The sequence below is a fragment of the Fictibacillus norfolkensis genome, from assembly GCF_014836645.1.
In the GTDB taxonomy this organism is placed as follows: Bacteria; Bacillota; Bacilli; order Bacillales; family Fictibacillaceae; genus Fictibacillus; species Fictibacillus norfolkensis.
In genome coordinates this window covers 21,488-42,786 of the sequence record NZ_JACSQM010000002.1, presented here as the reverse complement: position 1 = coordinate 42,786, position 21,299 = coordinate 21,488, and the positions used below count along the sequence as shown (strand labels likewise).

The window sequence follows — 21,299 nt, the reverse complement described above, 5'->3', positions numbered from 1 at the left end:
AAATAATACCAGAGTCCTACATTGTAAATTCTTTGTAAGTCTTTCTAACTGTTTTAATATAAAACTAACAATTGAATCGACAGAATTGTGTTATATTTTTCATGGATTTACATGTTTTACATACTTTTAGTGAGGCAGGTGGAACGATATGTTCATGAAAATGACGAAAAGGGTTACAAATATAAGTATCATGCTAGTAATGGTGCTTAGCATGGTTTTGCCACTGCAACAAAAAGCTTCTGCAGCTGATGTTCTAACAGTTAGCGAAGCATTAGTTAAGCAGGATAAATCAACACAGGTAGTTGAAGGGTATATCGTAGGAACTGTTAAAGGAGGCAGTGGGTCTTCTATCTCATTCAAACAAGAGGGACCATTTACAGCGAATACAAACTTAGCTCTTGCCGATTCGCCAAGCGAGACAGATAAAACGAAAATCTTGACTGTTCAGTTGCCTGGTAATGATGCAAGATCTGCATTGAACCTCGTAGATCACCCTGAGAATTTAGGGGAGAAAGTCCAACTTGAAGGAACACTAGAGGCTTATTATAGTGTGCCAGGACTTAAAAATGTGAACAAATTTCAATTTGTTGATAGTACTCCTTCTGAACCACAAGTGGAAGAAGTGAAATCATCAGTAGATGGCCAAATTGTCTCTAAAGGGACTTCTGTAGTACTCTCCACTGAAACAACAGACGCGGAAATTTATTACACTTTAGACGGACAAGATCCGACTACAGATAGCACGCGTTACACATCTCCTATAAAGGTGAACGAAGATGTAACGATTAAAGCTGTTGCTGTTAAGGAAGGATTAAAGAATAGTAACATTTCAGAATTTAAATACCAAGTTGCTCTATCGGGCCTTCGTATTCATGATGTTCAAGGAGCAGGACATCAATCTCCTGTTGCAAACAAGGCAGTAGAAGACGTTGAAGGTATTGTAACAAAAGTGGTTGATAACAATAATTTTTATATGCAAGACGTTAAGCCAGACCGAGACTATAGAACATCTGAAGGGATCTTGGTCTACCAAAAAGATCACGGACAAGCTAAAGGAAATCTAGTTTCTGTTGATGGGTTAGTAAAAGAGTGGGTACTTGAAGGATATTCAGATAAATTGAAAACAGATCTAGCTGTTACAGAGATTAATGGAAGTCGCATCACAAAACTGCAAGAAGGACAAAAACTACCTAAATCAACGATCATCGGCTTGTTTGGGCTGCAACAGCCTACAAAAGTGATCGACAATGATAACTTTGGAGTGTTTGATCCAAAAGAAGACGGCATTGATTTTTATGAGAGTTTAGAAGGGATGCTTGTCGAAGTAAAAAATCCTGGTGTTCTTGCACCTCAAAAATATGGAGAACTTGTTGTTGTTCCAGATTTTTGGAAGCAAAAAGAATTTAACTCATCAGGTGGTCTAAACATCAAAGAGTTTGATTACAACCCAGAGCGCATTTTTGTCGATATGAACGACGAATCGTTTGTGGCAAAAACAGGAGATTTCTTCTTAGGCTCAATTACTGGAGTTGTCAGCTACGGATTTGGTAACTATAAAGTGTTAGCTGACCGAGAAGAACTTCCAACGTTTGTTGAAGGAAGAACAAAACCGGAAGTTACAAAGATTCACGAAAAACATAAAGAGTTAACGATCGCGAGCTTTAACGTGGAGAACTTTTCTGCACTTGAAGAAGGACGTGACAGTACGAGCGATGAAAAAGTATCGCGTATTGCAAAATCAATCGTTCGTAACCTGAACGCACCAGATATCGTAGGGCTTGTTGAGATGCAGGATGGAAACGGTCCAACGAATGATGGTACGACGGACGCAAAAGCAAGTGCTGATCGTTTAATCGCTGAGATTGCAGCTCAAGGCGGTCCACAATATGTATATACAGATATCGCACCAGTTGATGGACAAGATGGCGGAATTCCTGGTGGTAACATTCGAGTTGGATTCATCTACAATCCTGAACGAGTTTCCCTTGCAGAAGGAACAAAAGGAACAGCAACAGAAGCAGTTGGTTTTAAAGACGGAAAGCTCACTGTAAACCCTGGACGGATTGATCCTGCCAATCTAGCATTCCAAAACAGCCGTAAGCCTGTCGCAGCACAGTTTATGTTTAAAGGTGAAAGCGTGATTGTAGTGGCCAATCATTTTAACTCAAAAGGTGGAGATCAACCACTGTTTGGGAAAAATCAGCCTCCTTTCCTAGGGAGTGAAGCTCAGCGTTTAGAGATCGCGGGAATTGTGAATGGGTTTGTTAAAAATGTAAAGAGTGAAGATAAGGATGCAAAGATAGTCTTGCTAGGAGATTTCAATGATTTTGAGTTTACGAAGACTCTTAAGAAAGTCAAAGGCAATGAGTTGACGAACATGATTGAAAAAGTTCCTTTTAAAGAGCGATACACGTATTCTTACCAAGGAAACGCTCAAGTTCTTGATCACATATTAGTAACGAATAATATGGCGAAGAAAACAAAAGTGGACATCGTTCATATCAATTCACAGTTTATGGAAGAGCATGGTCGAGCAAGTGATCATGATCCAGTCTTGATTCAAGTCAAACTAGATAAAGTCAGATAAATAAATAAAAGTCATCCGCATGTTGTGGATGACTTTTTCATGTGAACTGCAGTTTAACGACGGTATCCGCCACCTAGTTGTTGTTCTGCCATTTGAACAAGACGTTTAGTGATTTCACCACCAACAGATCCATTCGCACGGGATGTTGTGTCTGGTCCTAGTTGAACACCAAACTCAGAAGCGATTTCATACTTCATTTGATCCAAAGCTGCTTGTGCTCCAGCTACTACTAATTCGTTAGAGTTATTGTTACGTGCCATATGTATCACCTCCTTGTACTACTAGTTTGTATATATTTAACAAATTTATGCACATATGGAAAAAGTTTTTTCTAGGGTGGTGAATGTAATAGGTATTCGCATATTTTTGCCTTAACCGACACCAAAACCCTTAAATTTCGTATGATACATCATCCCCCTATTTTTATTTTCTAGATAAGCACTGAGCGGTTTCTATCGCTCAGTGCTTTCTGTTGTTAAGACTTTTGCTGAAACTAGACTAGTTTTTGAATTCTATGTGATACCTACATAGCAAACTAATTTTGTAGAAATTAGAATAAAGAAAATGTATTTGATTTTCACTGATTCGTTCTATAATGAATGAAGGATGCACGTTTATGAGGAATTGAAGAAGCATTGAGTAAATCTGTGAATCTTTCTTAAGAACATTGTAATTGGGAAGAGGGTGTATGATGGAGAATCAAAATGAAACTTTCCGGTGGAAAGGTATAGGACTTGCATTAGCAGGTGCTTCACTATGGGGATTTTCAGGAAATGCGGCAGAATGGATCTTTTCACATTCAGCAATGACTGCCACATGGTTAGTATCTGTCCGCATGGTGATGGCTGGAGCGCTGCTGTTATTTCTTATTTCTTTTCATCACAATATATTTGAAGTTTGGAGAAATAAAAGAGACAGATTGGATTTGATCGTATTTTCTTTAACGGGCATGCTTGGAGCACAGCTCACGTTCTTTTTGAGTATAGAAGCGGGGAATGCACCAACAGCAACACTGCTTCAGTTTTTAGGCCCGGTCTTTATTACGGTTTACTTTGCGTTAAAATTCTTGAAATGGCCAAAACGAAAAGAATGGATCGCGGTACTAATGGCGCTTTCAGGAACGTTCTTGCTCTTAACAAATGGAAGTTTGCAAGAGATAACGGTTTCCGAAAAAGCTATATTCTGGGGAGTTCTCTCAGGTATTTCAGTAGCTGTGTATACCGTCTATCCTGTGAGACTGCTAAAGCGGTATGCATCTGCTACGATCGTAGGTTGGGCTATGTTGCTTGGTGGATCTGCGGTTTCCATTTTTACTCAGCCGTGGCAGGCAAATGCAATCGATTGGTCGTTCTCACTATTTGGGATGCTATCATTTGTTGTTGTATTCGGAACACTATTGCCTTTTTATCTCTACTTAGACAGCTTAAAGTATATAAGCTCAACAGAAACGAGCTTACTTGGAAGTGCCGAACCTTTAGTGGCGACGCTAGTATCTGTCATTTGGCTAGGTACTGCGTTTGGGAGTTACCAAACAGCTGGTGGTATGCTCATTATTTTAACAGTATTCTTGCTATCTATGCCAGAAAAGGGACTCATACAAGTGAGTCAATCAATAAAAAAGTAAAGCAAAACGCATGATTTGACATTTATACAGAATCGTACCACTATTGTAGGGAAGAACTTTCAACAGGAGACGATGCATATGAATGACAAAATAGTATTTTTCGATATAGATGGAACGCTAGTAAATGATGAGAAAAAAATACCTGACAGCACGAAAGAAAGTATCATTCAGTTGAAAAAGAACGGCGTACATGTAGCAATTGCTACTGGACGTGGCCCGTTCATGTTTGAACCGATTCGTGAGGAATTAGAGGTTGATTCGTTTGTAAGTTTTAACGGATCTTATGTTGTTTTTAAAGATGAAGTAATCCACAAGACGCCGTTATCTAGAGAAGCGATCCTTAACATTGAAGAAGAAGCAGAGAAGGCAGGTCACCCTCTTGTCTATCTTGATCATGAAAGAGCGACAAGTAATGCGGATAATCATGAGATCATTAAGAACTGTACGTTTAATCTCATGCCGAGTTATCCCGTTTTCCACCCAGGATTCTATAAAGAAAATGAAGTTTATCAAGTTTTATTATTCTGCCAGGAACAGCACGAACATGTTTATCGAGATGGATACAAAGGCACGTTCGATTTTATACGCTGGCATGAAAATGCGTTAGACATTTTGCCAACGGGTGGTTCAAAAGCAAAAGGAATTCAGGCATTCATGAAAGAGATGAACATGAAACCCGAAAACGTATACGCGTTCGGTGATGCGTTAAATGATATCGAGATGCTTACAGCAGCAGGAACAGGAATCGCTATGGGCAATGGTTTAAAAGAAGCAAAAGACGCAGCTGACTTCGTAACAAAATCAGTTGATGAAGACGGCATCTATCATGGATTGAAGCATTTTGGATTGATTTAATAAGTAACACTCTAGTGATTACAGCTAGGGTGTTTTTTGTTCTTAAAACGCAGTGAAAAGGGTCAAGGATGCCTCTTAAATGACGATATAACACGTACAGCTAGTAAAGATAATTTCAATAGGAGTTGAAACGTGTGAGATCGAATGTTAAGGTGATGTGCTTCTTTCTGATCGTTGTCCTTTTAATCGCGGGCTTTCCACTTAGTACTGCCTCGGCAGCAACCAACACCGCAACAGTGAACGCAACAAGCTTAAATGTACGCACTGAACCTTCCTCATCATCTAAACAGATTGGATCAGTAAAAAAGGGATCAATCGTTACTGTAATCAAGATCGAAAAAGGTTGGGCTAACATATCTTTTAATGATAGAAACGCGTGGGTTAGTTCAGCATACTTAGTATCGAATGGTACAACGAGTTCCTCTACACCATCTCAAAAGGTAACAAAAACGAAGAAAACTGCAAAAGTAACAGCAACTTCCCTAAACGTCCGAAATGGTGCAGGAACACAGTATAAATCAGTAGGTTCACTTAAGAATGGGAGCATCGTTTCTATCGTTAAAGAAGAAGGTAATTGGTCTTCAATAACATATGGATCTATTAAAGGATGGGTAAGCAATGCTTATCTTTTGAACCAAACAGGTACATCTCCGACAAATACTAAGCCTTCTGCAACCAAACCTGTAAATAGCGGAAAGTGGGGAAGAGTAACAGCAACGTATTTAAACTTTCGATCTGCTGGAAATCTCTCTTCACCGATCATTGGTTCATTGAAATTTGATACGGCGGTACAAATTTTGTCAGAGTCAGGAAGTTGGGTTTACATTCAAACTTCGGATGGAAAAAAGGGTTGGGTTTCTAGTCAATACATATCGATACAAACAGGAGGGTCTTTAGTTGCAACAAATCCTAAGCCTGCAACGAAACCTCCTGTTGCTCCACCTTCTTCAATAGCCAAAAAGGTTGTCATCATGTCAGATGGCGTAAATGTTAGGCAAGGTCCTTCTACTGCTTACTTAATAGTAGGTCATGCAAATCAAGGAGACGAATTCGCATTTCTTCAATCGAAGAACGACTGGGTACAAATTAAGCTGCCAAACGGTAAAAGTGCTTGGGTAGCTGGATGGCTCGTTGCTTTACAACAGTCACCTTCTTCAAACAGTCCTTCAACTTCTAAACCAGCCTTAGGGGGATTAAAGGGAAAAAGAATCGTAGTGGATCCTGGGCATGGCGGGAATGATCCAGGTGCTTCTGGTAGATCATCGGGTACACAAGAAGCGGCTATGACGTTGATGAGTGCGAGATTATTAGCCACACAGCTTAGTAATGCAGGTGCAAAAGTAATCTTAACTCGAAGTGATAATACGTACATCTCTCTTAATAAACGAGTGGAGATCAGTCACTATCATTTTGCTGATGCGTTCGTAAGTTTGCATTATAATTCAGCTTCCAATAAAAGTGCTTCAGGACTCTTAACCTTTTACTACGGACAAAAGGATCTGAAATTGGCAAACTCCGTAAACGCGGGATTGATTCAAGCTAATACAGGGTTAAAAAGTGGTAATGTAAGGTATGGAAACTTTCACGTTCTACGTGAGAACAAGCAACCAGCAGTATTAGTAGAGCTTGGCTTTTTATCCAATCCGTTTGATGAGGTGACGATAAAGAGTAATTCCTTTCAAACAAAAGCCGCAACTGGTATTACAGCAGGCTTGGCTCAATATTTTCAATAAACAATAGTAACGGCATCTCAAGGGAAGAAATTCAAAGAGATGCTGTTTTTTTTAATAGTAGGATTTCAATGGAATGATAGTCTAGACATAACAATGAAATTCACGTAAGCTTTTTTCTATCTTTTTAATCACTTTACTGGATTTAAGACGTCATTTATTCATATAATTAAAAGCATAAATAATAAATGTAGTTAACAATAGGTGGTGCCAAATTTGGAGAACTCTGGACTTATTCTTGAAGGTGGCGGAATGCGCGGTGTTTATACAGCAGGAGTACTGGATGTTTTTATGGAGAACGATCTTTATTTTCCGTATGTGATCGGGGCATCTGCTGGAGCTTGTAATGCTGTATCATACCTATCACGTCAGCACGGAAGAAATCGCACGGTGAATCTAGAATATAGCTCTCATCCTGAATATATATCATATAAGAACTGGTTATTTAAGAAGAAAGGGTTGTTCGGCATGGACTTTATATTTGACGAACTTCCAAATCGACTAGTTCCCTTCGATTACGCTACATTTAAACAATCGAAAGAAAGATTTGTAGTCGTTGTAACAGACGTAAGAACCGGCCAACCCGTTTATTTAAATAAAGAAGATTACGAAGAGATGGAGATCTCAAATGTTTTACGTGCATCATCATCCATTCCTTTTATCGCACCAGTAGTCGAGCTTGCAGGAGGTCAGATGATGGATGGAGGGATTGCGGATCCTATACCTGTTCATAAAGCTTTGAAAGATGGCGTCCAAAAAGGAGTTGTTGTCCTGACTCAAAACGAGGGGTATCGCAAGAAAAAGCCTAAAATGACGTGGGTAACGAAAAGGTTCTATCCTGAATACACAGGTCTCGACGAAAGTTTACGCGGACGCTACATCAAGTATAATGAGACGCTTGATTTTATAGAAAAAGAAGAGAAACGCGGAAATTTATTCGTACTTCGTCCCATGGAGAAGATGATAGTAAAAAGAATAGAACGTGATCCGAAACGACTCGGAGTTCTGTACGAACAAGGAAGAGAAGATGCCCTGAACCAACTAGATAACTTAAGAAATTGGCTGGCAGATTAAAAAATCCACTCACAGTGGCATACACATAAAAACGAAGCTTGCGATAGAAGTCACGGAACAGACCTCTATCACAAGCTTTTTTTCATTTAATAGATCTTCTGAATAACTTGCTCAATATCCGGTTCTTTCATCTGAATATCAACCGGTTCGCCCCATTGTGTGACTTTTTGAAGTAATAGAGGTGAAGAGAGAAGAGAGCGATCATAATCTATAACTAACTTTTCATCTTCCCACGTCATTCTTTCAATTCCTTCTAATCGAATGTCAGTCGTGGTTGGTTTTACACGATACTGAATCTCCATAACGCTTGGCAATCCAATATTCTTACGCAAATCTTCCAGCGTGCCATCTAAAACAATTTGTCCGTGATTGATCACAATCACGCGGCTGCATAACAGTTCAATATCATCCATATCATGTGTGGTTAACAGGATGGTCTTCTTCTCGTTTTGGTTTAGTTCCTTTAAAAAGGCTCGTATACTTGTTTTGGCATTAACATCTAATCCAATCGTAGGTTCATCTAAGAAAAGGATGTCAGGGTTATGGATCATGGCTGCCGCAAGGTCCCCGCGCATACGTTGCCCTAGAGATAGTTTTCGGACAGGTGTATCCATAAACTTTCCAATCTGAAGCATATCATCATAAAGCTTTAAAAACTGGCGATATTTTTCGTCAGGTACTTTATACATTTCTTTTAAAATATCAAAAGAATCACGTAACGGGAGATCCCACCATAGTTGTGTACGTTGTCCAAATACAATGCCGATTTTTTTGGCAACTTCTTTTCTTTTTTTCTGTGGGCTTAATCCGCCCACTTTGATTTCACCGCTAGTTAGATGAAGAATGCCTGATAACATTTTAATCGTAGTGGATTTTCCAGCTCCGTTCGGCCCGATGTAACCTACGAATTCACCCTCTTCAACAGAAAAAGAAATATCATCTACAGCTTTTACCACATGATGCTTTGTAGAAAGAAGAGAAGCGAACGACCCGATAAAGCCTTTCTTTGTTTCATAAATCTTAAAGTGTTTATTTAATTGCTGAGCTTGAATCATATATAGCCCTCCTCAACTTCCTGTACTATGGTAATGACGGATGCCAAACTTCCAGAATCGTAACGCAACGAAAAGAAAAATAATAGAAACGAGTGGTGGTAATGCTAGATTCCAAAGGTCACCGCCTTTGTTTAATAGAAACAGAATAGGTGTGTAGTTCATGAATCCTACTGGAATAACGGTGAAAAAAATGATTTTTAACCATCCGGGATAGATGTTCATCGGATAGTTGGCTGCATTAAAAGGAGCATACAGAGTAAAGGTTTGAAAATCTTTGATCCTTTGTGTCCAAAAGGCAATGGTAGCCGTTATTAGACCAAGTGAAAAACAAATAAGTACTCCAGAAACGATGGTTACCGGTAAATAAATTAACAAAAGAAATAATTCAATGTTATTAAGTTTTAAGCCGATAATAGAAATAACAAGGATTATGATGCCTTGTATCGTTCCTCCTATTCGGGATAGGTCTAAGTTCTTTGTTAAAAGTAATGATAACGGAGAGACAGGTCGGATGAGAAGACTATCGAATTCACCTTCGACCATGTATCGTTCAAAATTATGTACCTCTACACAAAATACTCTGTACAGGGTTATAGCAACAGATGAAATTCCATAGAGCAGTCCCACTTCATAAAGATTCCAGCCTTTTACATCGTCAAAACGCTGCAGGATGGCTGCGAGCAGCACAAAGTCCACCGCCATGATCAAACCGTATGATAAGGAGGATACAAGAAAGTTCATCTTATACTGCATACGCGAGCGTAAACTTCCTGATAATAGTTTCAGATAAAGGTTCATTACTTATCCTCCTTGTATTTCTAACTTATGGCGAGCCTTCTCAGTTAGCCATAGATTGAAGCTTGTTAAAACCACGACCCAAATCAGCTGGATAAGAATAACCTCACTTGAAATTTTCTCTAGAAATATCATAACAGGATAATAGATGGCTCCTGCAAAAGGTAAATATGGTGTGATAGAAGATAGGGGAGCTGGAAGTAGATCGATAGGTACAAGTTGTCCTCCAAGTCCAACCAATAATGTGAAATTTACAAAATGCGCCCAGTCGATCTCCGTCGTCCAACACGCACTAATTCCTACTAGGAAGTGCAAGTTAATAGAAATGATCATGGCAAATAGAATAGAAATACATAAGAAAAAATAGGTTGGTAAGTGTTGAGGTATATAAAAGCCTACCGTTAAGGAAAAAACAAGCCCAATAGGAAGAGAGCGAAAGAACAAGTTATACAATAATCGTCCGACTTCTTGAGAGGTAACATAGAGAAAATAATTTGTTGGTCTTGCGAGTTCTAAAGAGATTGCACCATTTCTTACTCCGTTTTGAATATTGAGTCCTGCCGTTAAGAATCCGGATAACCAGAGGATACATTGTACAGCTGCTATGTAGTAGGTCATATCTAGGGCGCTGTAGGGGCTTTCATTCTCTTTTCCTTGCAGTACACCGACCCAAATGGCGATAAAAACAAATCCGAAGATTGCACTCGCTGCATTATTGATGAGATGCGCCACCTTGTATTGCATGTTACGCATAAAGCTCTTTTGTAAAAGAATCCAATAGACCATAAGTCCCCCTTTATGAAGTTTTCATTTTTTAGCGCAGAATTATAAAATAGCAAATTTTACAAAAGTTTGCAATTCTTTTTTTGGAGGTTAGTTAAATGTCATGTTCACAGTGTCGCCCAACAGGAGATTTTCCGGAAAGTGGTTTTGTTCATATTCGTACCGATCACCCCGTTCTTGTGGAAAGTTTGATGAATTTATTTAATGAGCACGGTTTGGAAGGCATTCATTCTGGAAATGTTGCATCAGCAAAATATAGCAATCTTATAGAACTGCAAGAATTCATGGAAAAGTCACTTGAAACATTTAACGAGATTGCTGTTGGATCGTATTATTGTTCCGTTACTTCGACATTGGAAGAAATGAGTGTTTTCACACCTTGGATTTCTTTTCAGCATTTTTACGAAAGAATGAAATATATCGATCTGTATGAAATTATTCAACAGCAGCTCTTCACTACACATTCTCAGCCCATTGTTTCATTACAGAGCGAAGAAATTTATGGATATGAATTCTTACTTCGTCCATTGTCAGATGGTATAGAATTTAAACCGTATGAACTTTTTCAGTTTGCTGAGCAAGCAGGTCTACAAGCGTTATTGGACGGAAATGCGAGGATGACTTCCATTCGTAACAGCTCTGGAGCCGTTCCACCAGGATTGAAGCGATTTATCAATTTCCTTCCATCATCCATCTATGATCCAAAGCATTGTCTAGCTACAACATTTAAAGCAGCTGCTGAGGCAGGAGTAGACCCGAACGATCTAGTCTTCGAAGTGGTGGAGACAGAAGAGATCGCAGACATCAATCATCTAAAAAGCATACTAACAGCTTATCAAGAGCAAGGAATGAAAGTGGCACTAGATGACTTGGGTGCGGGCCATTCAACACTTCCTGTATTAAAAGAGCTGAAGCCAGACTATGTGAAGATTGACCGTAAAATCATTTCTTTCTGTGATGAAGATTCTTCTAAAGAAGAAATGATTCAGCAAATCGTTGAAGTAGCAAGAGAAATAGGTGCAGTTGTACTAGCGGAGGGAATTGAGAGAAGAGAAGAAGCAGACATCGCGATTAGATGCGGAGTGGAGCTTGCTCAAGGCTACTATTTTGGCCGTCCTGTTTCAACAGAATCATTAGCTGCAGCAGTTCAATAAACATACGAAAACCTTATCAAAAAAAGATAAGGTTTTTTTAAACGAATTCCTTGGAATTGTGGCCAACTTCTAGTAATCTATAGGTAGATGCTTTTGTAATATAATTGTAAAATTAACGGGAATATTTCCAAAAGGAGCGGAATGATGGTAACGAAAGCGGATCCGGAAAAAAAGAGGAAAAAGTCGCAAGTGCCCTTTCGTTTAAATGTCTTGTTTTTGGTCGTCTTTTTTCTTTTCTCAGTCCTTATTTTAAGGTTAGGTGTTCTCCAAATCGTAAATGGAGAGGAAAAACGATTAGAGTCTGAAGCAGTTGAAGAAGTTATCGCAAGGAAAGAAGCGCCACGAGGAAAGCTGTTAGACAGCAACTTCCGTGAGGTGGTAGGGAATGAACCTTTCTTTTCTTTAACATATACAAAAACAGTAGATACAAAAGCAAAAGACACGATGCGGATAGCAGAATGGCTAGCTGATCGCCTTGGTGTTACAGAAGATCAGATTAAAAAGATCACAGTGCGCGATAAAAAGGATTATTTCATCGCGAAACAAGATGTGACCAAGATGATCGACGAGCGTCTTAACAAGAAGGAAAAAAAATTAAGCGACAAAGATCAATATATCGCACTAGTTAATAAGATTACAGAAGAAGAGATCAATAGTCTATCGGACAAAGATATTAAGATTCTTGCTTATAAACGCGCAATGGATACAGGTTATGCGTATTCAGCACAACGAATCAAAACGAACTTGAACAACGAAGAAGTTTCAGTTATCTCAGAGAACCTAGGTGACCTTCCTGGGGTTGATATTATGGCAGATTCAAAAAGAATCTATCCGTTTGGTGGTTCTACCATTTTTGGACAAGTTAAACAGATTCCGAAATCTAAGACAGATTACTTTATGAGCATGGGATATGATCGAAGCGATCAAGTGGGAATCAGTGGTCTAGAAGATCAATATGAGAATGTTTTAAGAGGGACAAAAGAAAAATCGGTCTACCTTACAAATCCTAAAACTGGTGCAACGATCGGTGAACCAAAAACGATTCCTGGTCAGCGTGGAAAAGATATCGTATTAACTCTAGATATGGAACTACAATTCCAATTAGAGAAGATTCTCGAGGAAGAAATATTGCGAGCTAAGCCACTAGGTGGAAATGATCTTCTAGACTCAGCTTATATCGTTATGATGAATCCTAAGACTGGTGAAATAAAAGGGATCGCAGGGAAAAAGTACGAAAATGGAGAATTTCGTAACGATGCTTACGGAGCCTTATTTGATGCTTATGAAATGGGGTCAACCGTAAAAGGCGCAACCGTATTGACTGGTCTTCAACAAGGACTGATTCATATGGGTGAAGTTATTGTAGATAAACCCTTCACAAAGAATAAAATGAATAAGTCTTCATGGAGAACCATGGGTCCAATAACAGACTTACAAGCTTTAATGATGTCTTCTAACGTTTATATGTTTAATATCATGGACCGCATGATTGGGCCAGAACATTGGACACAAACATACGCTAAAGCTCGTTATTCCTTTAATCAATATGGTTTAGGTGTAAAAACAGGAATTGACTTTCCAAACGAAGCTGTTGGATATGAAGGGAAACCTCCTGAAGGAGAATCAGGTACGCTATATGACTTAGGTATCGGTCAGTTTGATACGTATACAACAATGCAACTGGTTCAATATGTATCTACCATTGCAAATGATGGATATAGAGTTAAGCCGCATCTTGTACGTGAAATTAGAGAACCAGCAACAGATGCAGAAGGTCATGGGAAACTTCTAAAACGCTTTGAACCGGAAATTTTAAACAAGATTGATGTAGAACAGAAATATATTGAACGCGTTCAAGATGGGTTCTGGCAAGTTATGCACGGAGCTAGAGGTACAGCTAAAGGTTATTTCGATGACCCTGCAAAATACCATAATCCAGCAGGGAAAACCGGAACTGCTCAGCGTATCATCAGACACCCTCGTACGGGGAACATTGTAGAAAAACATAATCTTACACTTGTAGGATATGCGCCATTCGAAAATCCTGAGATCGCTTTTGCTGTAGTGGTTCCAGAAGGTACACCACAGAATGGTAACCAAAAAATCAATAAATACATTGGCCAGCGTGCACTCGAAGCTTATTGGAACTTAAAAGAAAAATACGGTGAAAATGCATCGGCGGTTAACGGGAATTTAGAAAAAGACAATGAAGAGGACTCAGCAGAATGATGCTGAGTTTTTCTTTTTAGTCGTTTTGAACTTTTAAAAGTCTCTTTTCTAAAAGATTATTGCATTTAAATCTTTTTTATTTACGTCTATGACAGTTGATTGGAGCGTAAGGTGCGAGACTCCTGCGGGACAGGTGGGCAGGTGAGACACTTAAAAGTGAAACGTCCAAATGTGGCTCACCGCCTGCCCCGCGGAAAGCGAGCAACCTGGAGCGGAAATCAATCACTTTCAAGAACAATAAGATTTAACCAAAAGAAAAAAACCGGCACATGGCCGGCTTTCTCCCTTCACACTATTCATTATTAGCAGAAGCAAGCTGCCCCAACAATAATCAATAGAATAAATAACACTACTACCAATGCGAAAGAATTGCCATAAGAATAACCCATCGATTTTTCCTCCTTTAATTCTTGCAATTGTTAATTCCATATATCCTATGCCTGTTTTCATAATTGAAGTGGGCATGAGCCCAAATTCCTTTAAAATAGGCTTTAAATGTATGTTTGACCATGAAAGTGTCAACGATTTGTAAAGACAGGATACTTGTGAAGAACATATATTCTTTGTTTTAATGAAAGTAGAAAGAAAATACGTGACAGGGAGTCAGCATATGAAAAAATTACTTTTACCTTTAATACTATTGGTTACGATTGTATTCCAACTGCCATTAACGGCGTCTGCTCATTCTAAACTTGAAACTTCAACACCTGCTGAAGGTGAGAAGGTTACAACAGATCTTGAAGCAGTGGTGTTAACATTTTCTACGAAGATTGAGTCGTTAAGTACGATGACGTTAAAAAATGGTGAGAAAGAGATTCCTCTTCAAATTAGTGTTGAAGATGATCAAATGACTGGAGCGATTACCAATCCGCTTGAAAACGGAAACTATACAGTTGCTTATAAAATTATTGGTGCCGATAGTCATGTGATTGAGGGGAACTACTCGTTCTCAGTAGATCGTCCAAAACAAGAAGAAGCAACAGAAGAGGATACACCAAGTAATGATACACAAGAAAAACAAGAAGATAAAAGTGAAAAGGCATTAACTGATCAAGAAAAGAAAGAAAAACCTAATAATCCAACTTATTTTGCTCCGCTAACCATTGGTTTAGTGATTGTGATCGCTATCGTGTCATTCTTCGCGTTCAGAAGAAAGCGTTAAAGGAAAAGCCTCGAATATATCGGGGCTTTTTTTCGTACTATAGGAAAGGTAATAAAGTGAACTATTTATTTTGTTTTTAGTAAAGATTATGAGCAAATAGATAGTTTTTTCTAACTATTCTGTTATATGATGTATATTGTCTTTTCATTTTTAGAAGGGGGAAGGTGATGGGGTTGGATACATTTAAGAGATTAAAAGATTTTTATTGGCCGTATAAAAAATACTTTTACTGGTCGATCTTGACTTTGATTCTAGTGTCTGGAATCACAGTCGTTTATCCGATGGTCTTACAATATACCATCGATGAAATCATTATTAAAGGGGAATATTCAACCGTACCATATGTTGCGATAGGATTTATTTTGCTGATGATAATAAAAGGTGCAGCTACATACACTCATCAGTTTTATGGAGACCTTTTCGGTATTCGGTCTGTTTATGAACTTCGTGAATCTCTATACGAAAAGCTGCAGTTTCTGCCATTTGATTATTATGACAATGCAAAAACTGGAGATTTAATGTCGAGATTAACAGCAGATGTTGAAGGTTTTCGTTTTTTTCTTTCTTTCGGATTCTCACAGCTTATTAATTTTGTACTAATCATAGGTTTTAGTCTCTCCGTCATGTTCTTCTACTCGATACCGTTAGCACTCATCACATTGTGTATGATGCCTTTCCTCGCAATTGTCGTTTACAAGTTTGATAAAGAAGTTCATCCTGCTTTTCGTGGAATTCGTAAATCTATGGCGAATCTCAATACGAAGGTTCAAGAGAATATTAGCGGAATTAATACAGTTAAATCGCTATCACGTGAAGATTTTGAGATTAATAAGTTTGATACGTCTAATGAAGATTATAAGTCTCAGTACTTAAACACGTCTCATATTTGGGCTAAGTACTTCCCCGTTATGGAATTGATCGGAAATCTATCGGTCGTTTTACTGCTCGCATATGGTGGTTATCTTGTTATCCAAGGAAACCTGTCAGCTGGAGAGCTCGTGGCGTTCTTTAGTCTTGTCTGGTATATCATGGGACCCATTATGAATCTAGGGTTTATCATGAACACGTTCTCACAATCAAAAGCATCAGGTGAACGTCTGTTAGAAGTGTTAGACGAACCTCTTGAGATGGAAGGGAAAGATCGCGAACTTGAAATGGTTCGCTTTCACGGAGAAGTGACGTTCGAAAATGTTACACATCGCTATAAGAACGAGAAAAAGGAAGCACTCAATGATATTTCCTTTACAGCAAAACCAGGTCAGACGATTGGATTGATCGGTGCCACGGGTTCTGGAAAAACATCCATTACTCAACTTCTGTCGAGGTTTTACAACCCAGAATCAGGAACGATCGCAATAGATGGCAAACCACTTGAAGACTACTCATTACGAACGATTCGGAAAAATATTGGTACCGTTCTTCAGGAATCGTTCTTGTTTTCGTCCACGATAAAAGATAACATCTCATATGGAAATCCGTATGCAGAAATGGATGATATCATTGATGCAGCGAAAAGGGCTCAAGCTCATGACTTTATCATGGAGCTTCCTGATGGTTACGATACGATATTAGGAGAAAGAGGACTAGGGCTATCTGGAGGCCAAAAGCAAAGAATCTCAATAGCTAGAGCGATCCTTATCGATCCAACAATCTTAATACTTGATGATGCGACGAGTGCTGTAGATATGGAAACAGAGTTTAGAATTCAGAAGGCATTAAAAGAAGTGATGAATGACCGAACGACATTTATTATTGCGCACCGTATCTCTTCTTTAAAACATGCTGATGAGATTCTTGTTCTCTCAAATGGGAAAGTGATCGAACGTGGTACACATGAAGAACTGATACATGAAGAATCTGGAGCGTACCGCAAAATTTATGATATTCAATATCAAGACAAAGATAAAGTCTTTCAAATGAACGGGCAGGGGGTGTAAGGAAGATGCAGCATTCAAAGGAATCACAGACGAAGAGATCGCCTCGTTTTAAATATTCTTCTGAACAAGTGATCGATAAGCCGTTCAACTGGGGTCAGATTATTCGATTGTTTCAATACATGAAGCCATATAGCAAGAACTTGTTGCCAAAAGCGATTATCGCCATGATGGTATCGACTGCAGTAAGACTTGTAGTTCCAATTTTTATAGGTGTTCTAACGTTTGATCATGCGATTAAGAACAAAGATACGAACCTTCTCGTTACATTAATCGTTGCGATTGCTGGGCTCTATCTATTATCTTGGGGAGCTAACACATTACGGATCAAATGGATGAATTATCTTGGACAATATGTGATCTACGACATACGTCAGCATCTGTTCAAGCATATACAGCGTCTGTCACATCGCTTTTTCGATCAGCGATCTGCGGGCTCTATTCTTGTTCGCATCATTAACGACGTGAACTCGTTACAAGATTTGTTCACGAACGGTGTTATCAACGTATTGATGGATATCATCCTCCTGTTTGGTATCATCGTCATCATGTTCATCTACAGCCCAGAGCTAACACTAGCGATCATGGTGATCTTGCCGCTGATGTTCTTCATCTCAACAAGTCTTCGAAAAAAGATCAGACGCTCTTGGCAAGTGGTACGTATTAAACAAGCTAAGCTTAACTCACATCTGAATGAAAGTATTCAAGGGATACGAGTGACTAAATCGTACACGCAAGAAAAAGAAAACATGGACTTCTTTAATGGTGTGAACAATGAAACGTATGATAGCTGGAAAACAGCGACTCAACAGAACGCATTGTTCAGACCGTTTGTTGAAATGTCCAATGCGATTGGAACAGTCATTCTATTGTGGTTTGGTTCTTACTTGATACAAGGTGAAGCACTTGAAATAGGAGTGTTTGTTACATTTGCTTTTTATCTTGGTATGTTTTGGGAGCCGATCTCTCGACTGGGTCAAGTTTACAATCAGCTTCTAGTAGGGATGGCTTCATCTGAAAGGATCTTTGAATTTTTAGATGAAAAACCGAATGTTCATGAAAAAGAAAATGCTTATTCGTTTTCAAAAATTAAAGGCGAAATTCAGTTCAAGGATGTTGAGTTCTCGTATAATGCAGATCGAAAAGCGCTAAATGGCATTGATCTAACGATTCAAGGTGGTCAGACCGTCGCATTGGTCGGCCATACAGGGTCAGGTAAGACGACGATCGCGAACTTAGTCAGCCGATTTTATGATCCGACAGCGGGTACGGTACAGATTGATGGAAAAGATTTAAAAGACGTCAATCTAGCGAGTCTTCGTGAAAAAGTAAGTGTCGTTCTTCAAGATACTTTTATCTTTTCAGGAACGATCAAAGAGAATATTCGCTTTGGAAGACCTGGTGCTTCCGACGAAGATGTTAAGAAAGCAGCAAAAGCAGTCGGAGCACATGCATTCATTGAGAGACTGTCTAATGGCTATGAAACAGAAGTAGAGGAAAGAGGAAATGTTTTATCGGTCGGTGAAAGACAGCTTCTTTCTTTCGCAAGAGCACTGCTTGCAGATCCTGATATTTTGATTCTGGATGAAGCAACGGCAAGTATCGATACCGAATCTGAACAAAAGATACAACAAGCCTTAAAGACGCTTTTAAATGGAAGAACAGCGATTATCATTGCACATCGTCTTTCTACGATCAGAGAAGCAGATAATATCGTTGTTCTCGATCACGGTGAGATTATGGAGCAAGGAAGTCATGCGGAGCTTATGCATGCTGAAGGCATTTATTATCACTTAGTCGTCTCTCAGTTTAAGATGCTTGATGCGATATAAAAAAAACGCCTGGGAAATTTTTTTCCCTAGGCGTTTTTGTTTTATTGTAATGCTTTTGAAAGTGTGTCAATGTTTTGGTTCATGATAGATAGGTAATCTCGGTCTTTTTTAATGTCGTCTTTCGTTAATGTCTCTAAGTTATGAAGAGTCAATGTTTCCGCTCCGACTTCTTTTTTGATCATTGCAGCTACTTTGTTATTTACGTTCTCTTCAAATAAAATATAGCTAGTCTTTTCTTTTTTTGCGTATTCAATAATCTTCTCGATCTGATGTTGACTAGGCTCATGTGATGGTGAGAGACCGCTGATCGCAATTTGTTCAAGGCCGTAGCGTTCTGCCCAATATCCGTATGCAGCATGAGATACGATGAACGAATTCTTTGGTGCGTTTTCAACTTTTGTTTTAAACGAAGAATCTATTTCATTTAGATCGGCTATGAGTGCTTCATGGTTCTTTTTAAAGTCCTCTTTAGCATCAGGGTTTAATTTTACAAGTCCGTTATAAATGTTATCTGCAATCTGCTGTGCGAGAACAGGATCAAGCCAAATATGAGGATCTAGTGAACCGTGATCATGATGTTCTTCTTCCTCATGAGCGTGATTTTCTTCTTCTTCATGAGCGTGTTCTTCCTCTTCATTAGCATGATCTTCACCTTCATGCTCTGCAGATTCGTGATAGGATATTCCTTTGGCACCGTCGATAATCGGCATGTTTTCTTCTTTTAATGTATCTGCAACAGAAGATGAGAATTCATCAGATTCAAGTTTGTTGTAAACGAAAGCATCACCTTCAGTTATTTCAACCATCTTTTTGGTAGATGGTTCATACGTGTGTGCATCAGCACCAGGAGGTATAATAGAAGATACGTCTACATGTTTGCCTCCAATTCTTTCAGTGAAATATTCTAAAGGATACATGGTCGTGTAGATCTGCAAAGTTCCTTCTTTTTTATCAGATGTGCTATTATTACCGCATGCTGCTGATAGAATCAGCAATATCGTTACGCTTAGTAAGCTTATTATTCGCATTTAGCTTTCTCTCCTTTCAAACAATCCTTACTCATTATAAACGTAATGATTACGATTTGTAAAATATTATTTCTTGGATTTGAAGATTTTTTACTAGATGAGAAATATATAGTCTAAAACGATTGTCTAAAGGGTAGTGATTTAACAAGCAGATAGGAGTCCTTTTTGGTATAATAAAGTGATGTTTTTTATCTAAGCGTTTAAAATAAGCGTGAATCAGGCTTAAAAAGGAGAGCGCGTACTAACATGAATATTGCTTTTTATTTGTTGCCTAAAGATGAAGTGAAGTATTTGAACCCAGAAGCAACGATGAGACAGGCACTTGAAAAGTTATCCTACCACAAGTACACCTCTGTGCCTCTCGTCTCAGAAGAAGGTCGTTACATAGGAACGTTAACGGAAGGCGATCTGTTATGGAAACTTAGAGAAGCCTTTGACAAAGGGTATGATGATGTATTAAAGACGAAGTTAGTGAATGTACCTCAGCGGATAAATAATATCTCTGTTTCCATAAACTCTAACATGGAAGATCTTATTACTTTGTCTACCGACCAAAATTTTATACCCGTTACAGATGATGACGGCCATTTTATTGGAATTATTAGAAGACGGGACATTATCAAGTATTGTGCAAATTTAATCTGGAATAAGGAAGTTACGAAAGATTAAGGCTGAATGTCTTAATCTTTTTGTACATATAGGAGGATTTTTTTACGTGAAAATACTTGCAGTCGCGTTTGGAGGAATAGTTGGAGCACTGCTGCGTTTTTGGTGCGGTCTGTTTCTTTTCAACCCACAGGCATCTTTTCCGTTTCCTACTTTTTTTGTTAACGTAATCGGCAGTTTTATTCTAGGCTGGTTCGTTGTTTTTGGTGTGAATCGAATAAAGAACAACAACTTAATAATTGCCCTACAGACTGGTGTAATCGGTTCTTTTACAACATTCTCTACATTTAACACAGAAATATTATTACTTGTTGAGGATCAGCTGTATACAATGGCATTTTTATATTTTTCTGCAAGTGCTGTTACAGGTGTTATCGCTATCTACTTGGGAATGAAGGTAGGTTCTATTTACTATGGCAAAGCAGGTGCAGAACAATGATAGCACAAACAATAGCAGTAGCAGCTGGTGGAGCAGTAGGTGCGGTTGTTCGTTTTTTAATTAGTCAACGGATAAATAGAGGTTTCCCATGGGGAACTTTGGCTGTTAACGTCGCTGGATCGCTTCTGTTAGGGTGGTATGTGGCAGATGAAGGAGACAGTTTATTGAGTTCACTGTATGCGACTGGTTTTTTGGGTGCTCTCACCACTTTTTCCACCTTGCAATTTGAAGCTGTTACCATATTAAAGAGCAATGCTAAAAGAGGTCTAACGTATTTATTCCTTACATATATATTAGGACTACTAGCAGCTTGGACAGGCTTTGTTATTGGAATTAAATGAAAAGATTTTCA

Annotated in this window: 19 protein-coding genes; 13 read left to right on the top strand and 6 right to left on the bottom strand. The window is 38.7% G+C overall.

All coding sequences use genetic code 11. The features are described 5' to 3' along the window. Positions 1-154 precede the first annotated feature (154 nt). Entirely contained in the window at positions 155-2,587 is a 2,433-nt protein-coding gene (locus tag H9648_RS04455) for a DUF6359 domain-containing protein (protein ID WP_318243482.1), read from the top strand. A 53-nt stretch (positions 2,588-2,640) separates the two neighbouring features. Here H9648_RS04455 and H9648_RS04450 read toward each other — a convergent pair whose 3' ends face one another. Continuing rightward, positions 2,641-2,847 (bottom strand): alpha/beta-type small acid-soluble spore protein, encoded by a 207-nt coding sequence (locus H9648_RS04450; protein WP_066288466.1) that lies wholly within the window; start codon positions 2,845-2,847, stop codon positions 2,641-2,643. Between the two features lie 428 nt (positions 2,848-3,275). Between H9648_RS04450 and H9648_RS04445 the strand changes: the two genes are divergently transcribed. The 4 genes from H9648_RS04445 to H9648_RS04430 all read left to right on the top strand — a co-directional run bounded on the left by H9648_RS04445 (position 3,276) and on the right by H9648_RS04430 (position 7,870). Continuing rightward, positions 3,276-4,211, top strand: a complete 936-nt coding sequence (locus tag H9648_RS04445) for a DMT family transporter (RefSeq protein WP_191752724.1) — start codon at positions 3,276-3,278, stop codon at positions 4,209-4,211. A 78-nt stretch (positions 4,212-4,289) separates the two neighbouring features. After that, the gene (locus H9648_RS04440) at positions 4,290-5,066 is read left to right on the top strand and encodes a Cof-type HAD-IIB family hydrolase (protein WP_191752723.1); all 777 of its coding nucleotides are present in this window, start codon (positions 4,290-4,292) and stop codon (positions 5,064-5,066) included. A 134-nt stretch (positions 5,067-5,200) separates the two neighbouring features. After that, positions 5,201-6,799 carry an N-acetylmuramoyl-L-alanine amidase family protein gene (locus tag H9648_RS04435; RefSeq protein ID WP_191752722.1) on the top strand — a complete coding sequence of 533 codons (1,599 nt, stop codon included), beginning with the start codon at positions 5,201-5,203 and terminating at the stop codon, positions 6,797-6,799. 213 nt (positions 6,800-7,012) lie between these two features. Beyond that, positions 7,013-7,870, top strand: a complete 858-nt coding sequence (locus H9648_RS04430; RefSeq protein ID WP_191752721.1) for a patatin-like phospholipase family protein — start codon at positions 7,013-7,015, stop codon at positions 7,868-7,870. Between the two features lie 86 nt (positions 7,871-7,956). Here the strand turns inward: H9648_RS04430 and H9648_RS04425 are convergent, their stop codons facing one another. The 3 genes from H9648_RS04425 to H9648_RS04415 are packed head-to-tail and all read right to left on the bottom strand — an operon-like array spanning position 7,957 to position 10,506. Then, the gene (locus H9648_RS04425; protein ID WP_191752720.1) at positions 7,957-8,925 is read right to left on the bottom strand and encodes an ABC transporter ATP-binding protein; all 969 of its coding nucleotides are present in this window, start codon (positions 8,923-8,925) and stop codon (positions 7,957-7,959) included. Positions 8,926-8,937: 12 nt separating this feature from the next. Further along, positions 8,938-9,723, bottom strand: coding sequence for an ABC transporter permease (locus tag H9648_RS04420; RefSeq protein ID WP_191752719.1), 786 nt, complete (start codon positions 9,721-9,723; stop codon positions 8,938-8,940). A 3-nt stretch (positions 9,724-9,726) separates the two neighbouring features. Further along, positions 9,727-10,506, bottom strand: coding sequence for an ABC transporter permease (locus H9648_RS04415; protein ID WP_191752718.1), 780 nt, complete (start codon positions 10,504-10,506; stop codon positions 9,727-9,729). A 95-nt stretch (positions 10,507-10,601) separates the two neighbouring features. Here H9648_RS04415 and H9648_RS04410 point away from each other — a divergent pair, with 95 nt between their 5' ends. Beyond that, positions 10,602-11,657, top strand: coding sequence for an EAL domain-containing protein (locus tag H9648_RS04410; RefSeq protein WP_191752717.1), 1,056 nt, complete (start codon positions 10,602-10,604; stop codon positions 11,655-11,657). 144 nt (positions 11,658-11,801) lie between these two features. Then, positions 11,802-13,886, top strand: coding sequence for a peptidoglycan D,D-transpeptidase FtsI family protein (locus H9648_RS04405; protein WP_191752716.1), 2,085 nt, complete (start codon positions 11,802-11,804; stop codon positions 13,884-13,886). Between the two features lie 302 nt (positions 13,887-14,188). Here the strand turns inward: H9648_RS04405 and H9648_RS04400 are convergent, their stop codons facing one another. Next, entirely contained in the window at positions 14,189-14,275 is an 87-nt protein-coding gene (locus H9648_RS04400; RefSeq protein WP_082820548.1) for a YjcZ family sporulation protein, read from the bottom strand. Between the two features lie 221 nt (positions 14,276-14,496). On the opposite strand from H9648_RS04400, the gene H9648_RS04395 reads away from it, so the two are divergent. The 3 genes from H9648_RS04395 (at position 14,497) to H9648_RS04385 (ending at position 18,814) form a co-directional block, all read left to right on the top strand. Next, entirely contained in the window at positions 14,497-15,048 is a 552-nt protein-coding gene (locus tag H9648_RS04395; RefSeq protein ID WP_191752715.1) for a copper resistance CopC family protein, read from the top strand. 173 nt (positions 15,049-15,221) lie between these two features. After that, a complete protein-coding gene (locus H9648_RS04390; RefSeq protein WP_191753204.1) occupies positions 15,222-16,985 on the top strand; it encodes an ABC transporter ATP-binding protein in 1,764 nt (587 codons plus the stop codon). 5 nt (positions 16,986-16,990) lie between these two features. Beyond that, positions 16,991-18,814 carry an ABC transporter ATP-binding protein gene (locus H9648_RS04385; RefSeq protein ID WP_191752714.1) on the top strand — a complete coding sequence of 608 codons (1,824 nt, stop codon included), beginning with the start codon at positions 16,991-16,993 and terminating at the stop codon, positions 18,812-18,814. 41 nt (positions 18,815-18,855) lie between these two features. On the opposite strand, the gene H9648_RS04380 is transcribed toward H9648_RS04385, so the two are convergent. Then, positions 18,856-19,842 (bottom strand): metal ABC transporter solute-binding protein, Zn/Mn family, encoded by a 987-nt coding sequence (locus H9648_RS04380; protein ID WP_191752713.1) that lies wholly within the window; start codon positions 19,840-19,842, stop codon positions 18,856-18,858. A 246-nt stretch (positions 19,843-20,088) separates the two neighbouring features. Here H9648_RS04380 and H9648_RS04375 point away from each other — a divergent pair, with 246 nt between their 5' ends. From H9648_RS04375 to H9648_RS04365, 3 genes are read left to right on the top strand one after another with little or no spacing between them, the layout of a single operon-like run. Further along, positions 20,089-20,511: a CBS domain-containing protein gene (locus H9648_RS04375; protein ID WP_191752712.1), complete on the top strand. Its 423-nt coding sequence runs from the start codon at positions 20,089-20,091 to the stop codon at positions 20,509-20,511. Between the two features lie 46 nt (positions 20,512-20,557). After that, a complete protein-coding gene (gene crcB / locus H9648_RS04370) occupies positions 20,558-20,947 on the top strand; it encodes a fluoride efflux transporter CrcB (RefSeq protein WP_191752711.1) in 390 nt (129 codons plus the stop codon). Further along, the gene (locus H9648_RS04365; protein WP_191752710.1) at positions 20,944-21,288 is read left to right on the top strand and encodes a fluoride efflux transporter FluC; all 345 of its coding nucleotides are present in this window, start codon (positions 20,944-20,946) and stop codon (positions 21,286-21,288) included. Before crcB ends, H9648_RS04365 begins: the two co-directional genes overlap by 4 nt. The last annotated feature ends 11 nt before the right edge of the window (positions 21,289-21,299 follow it).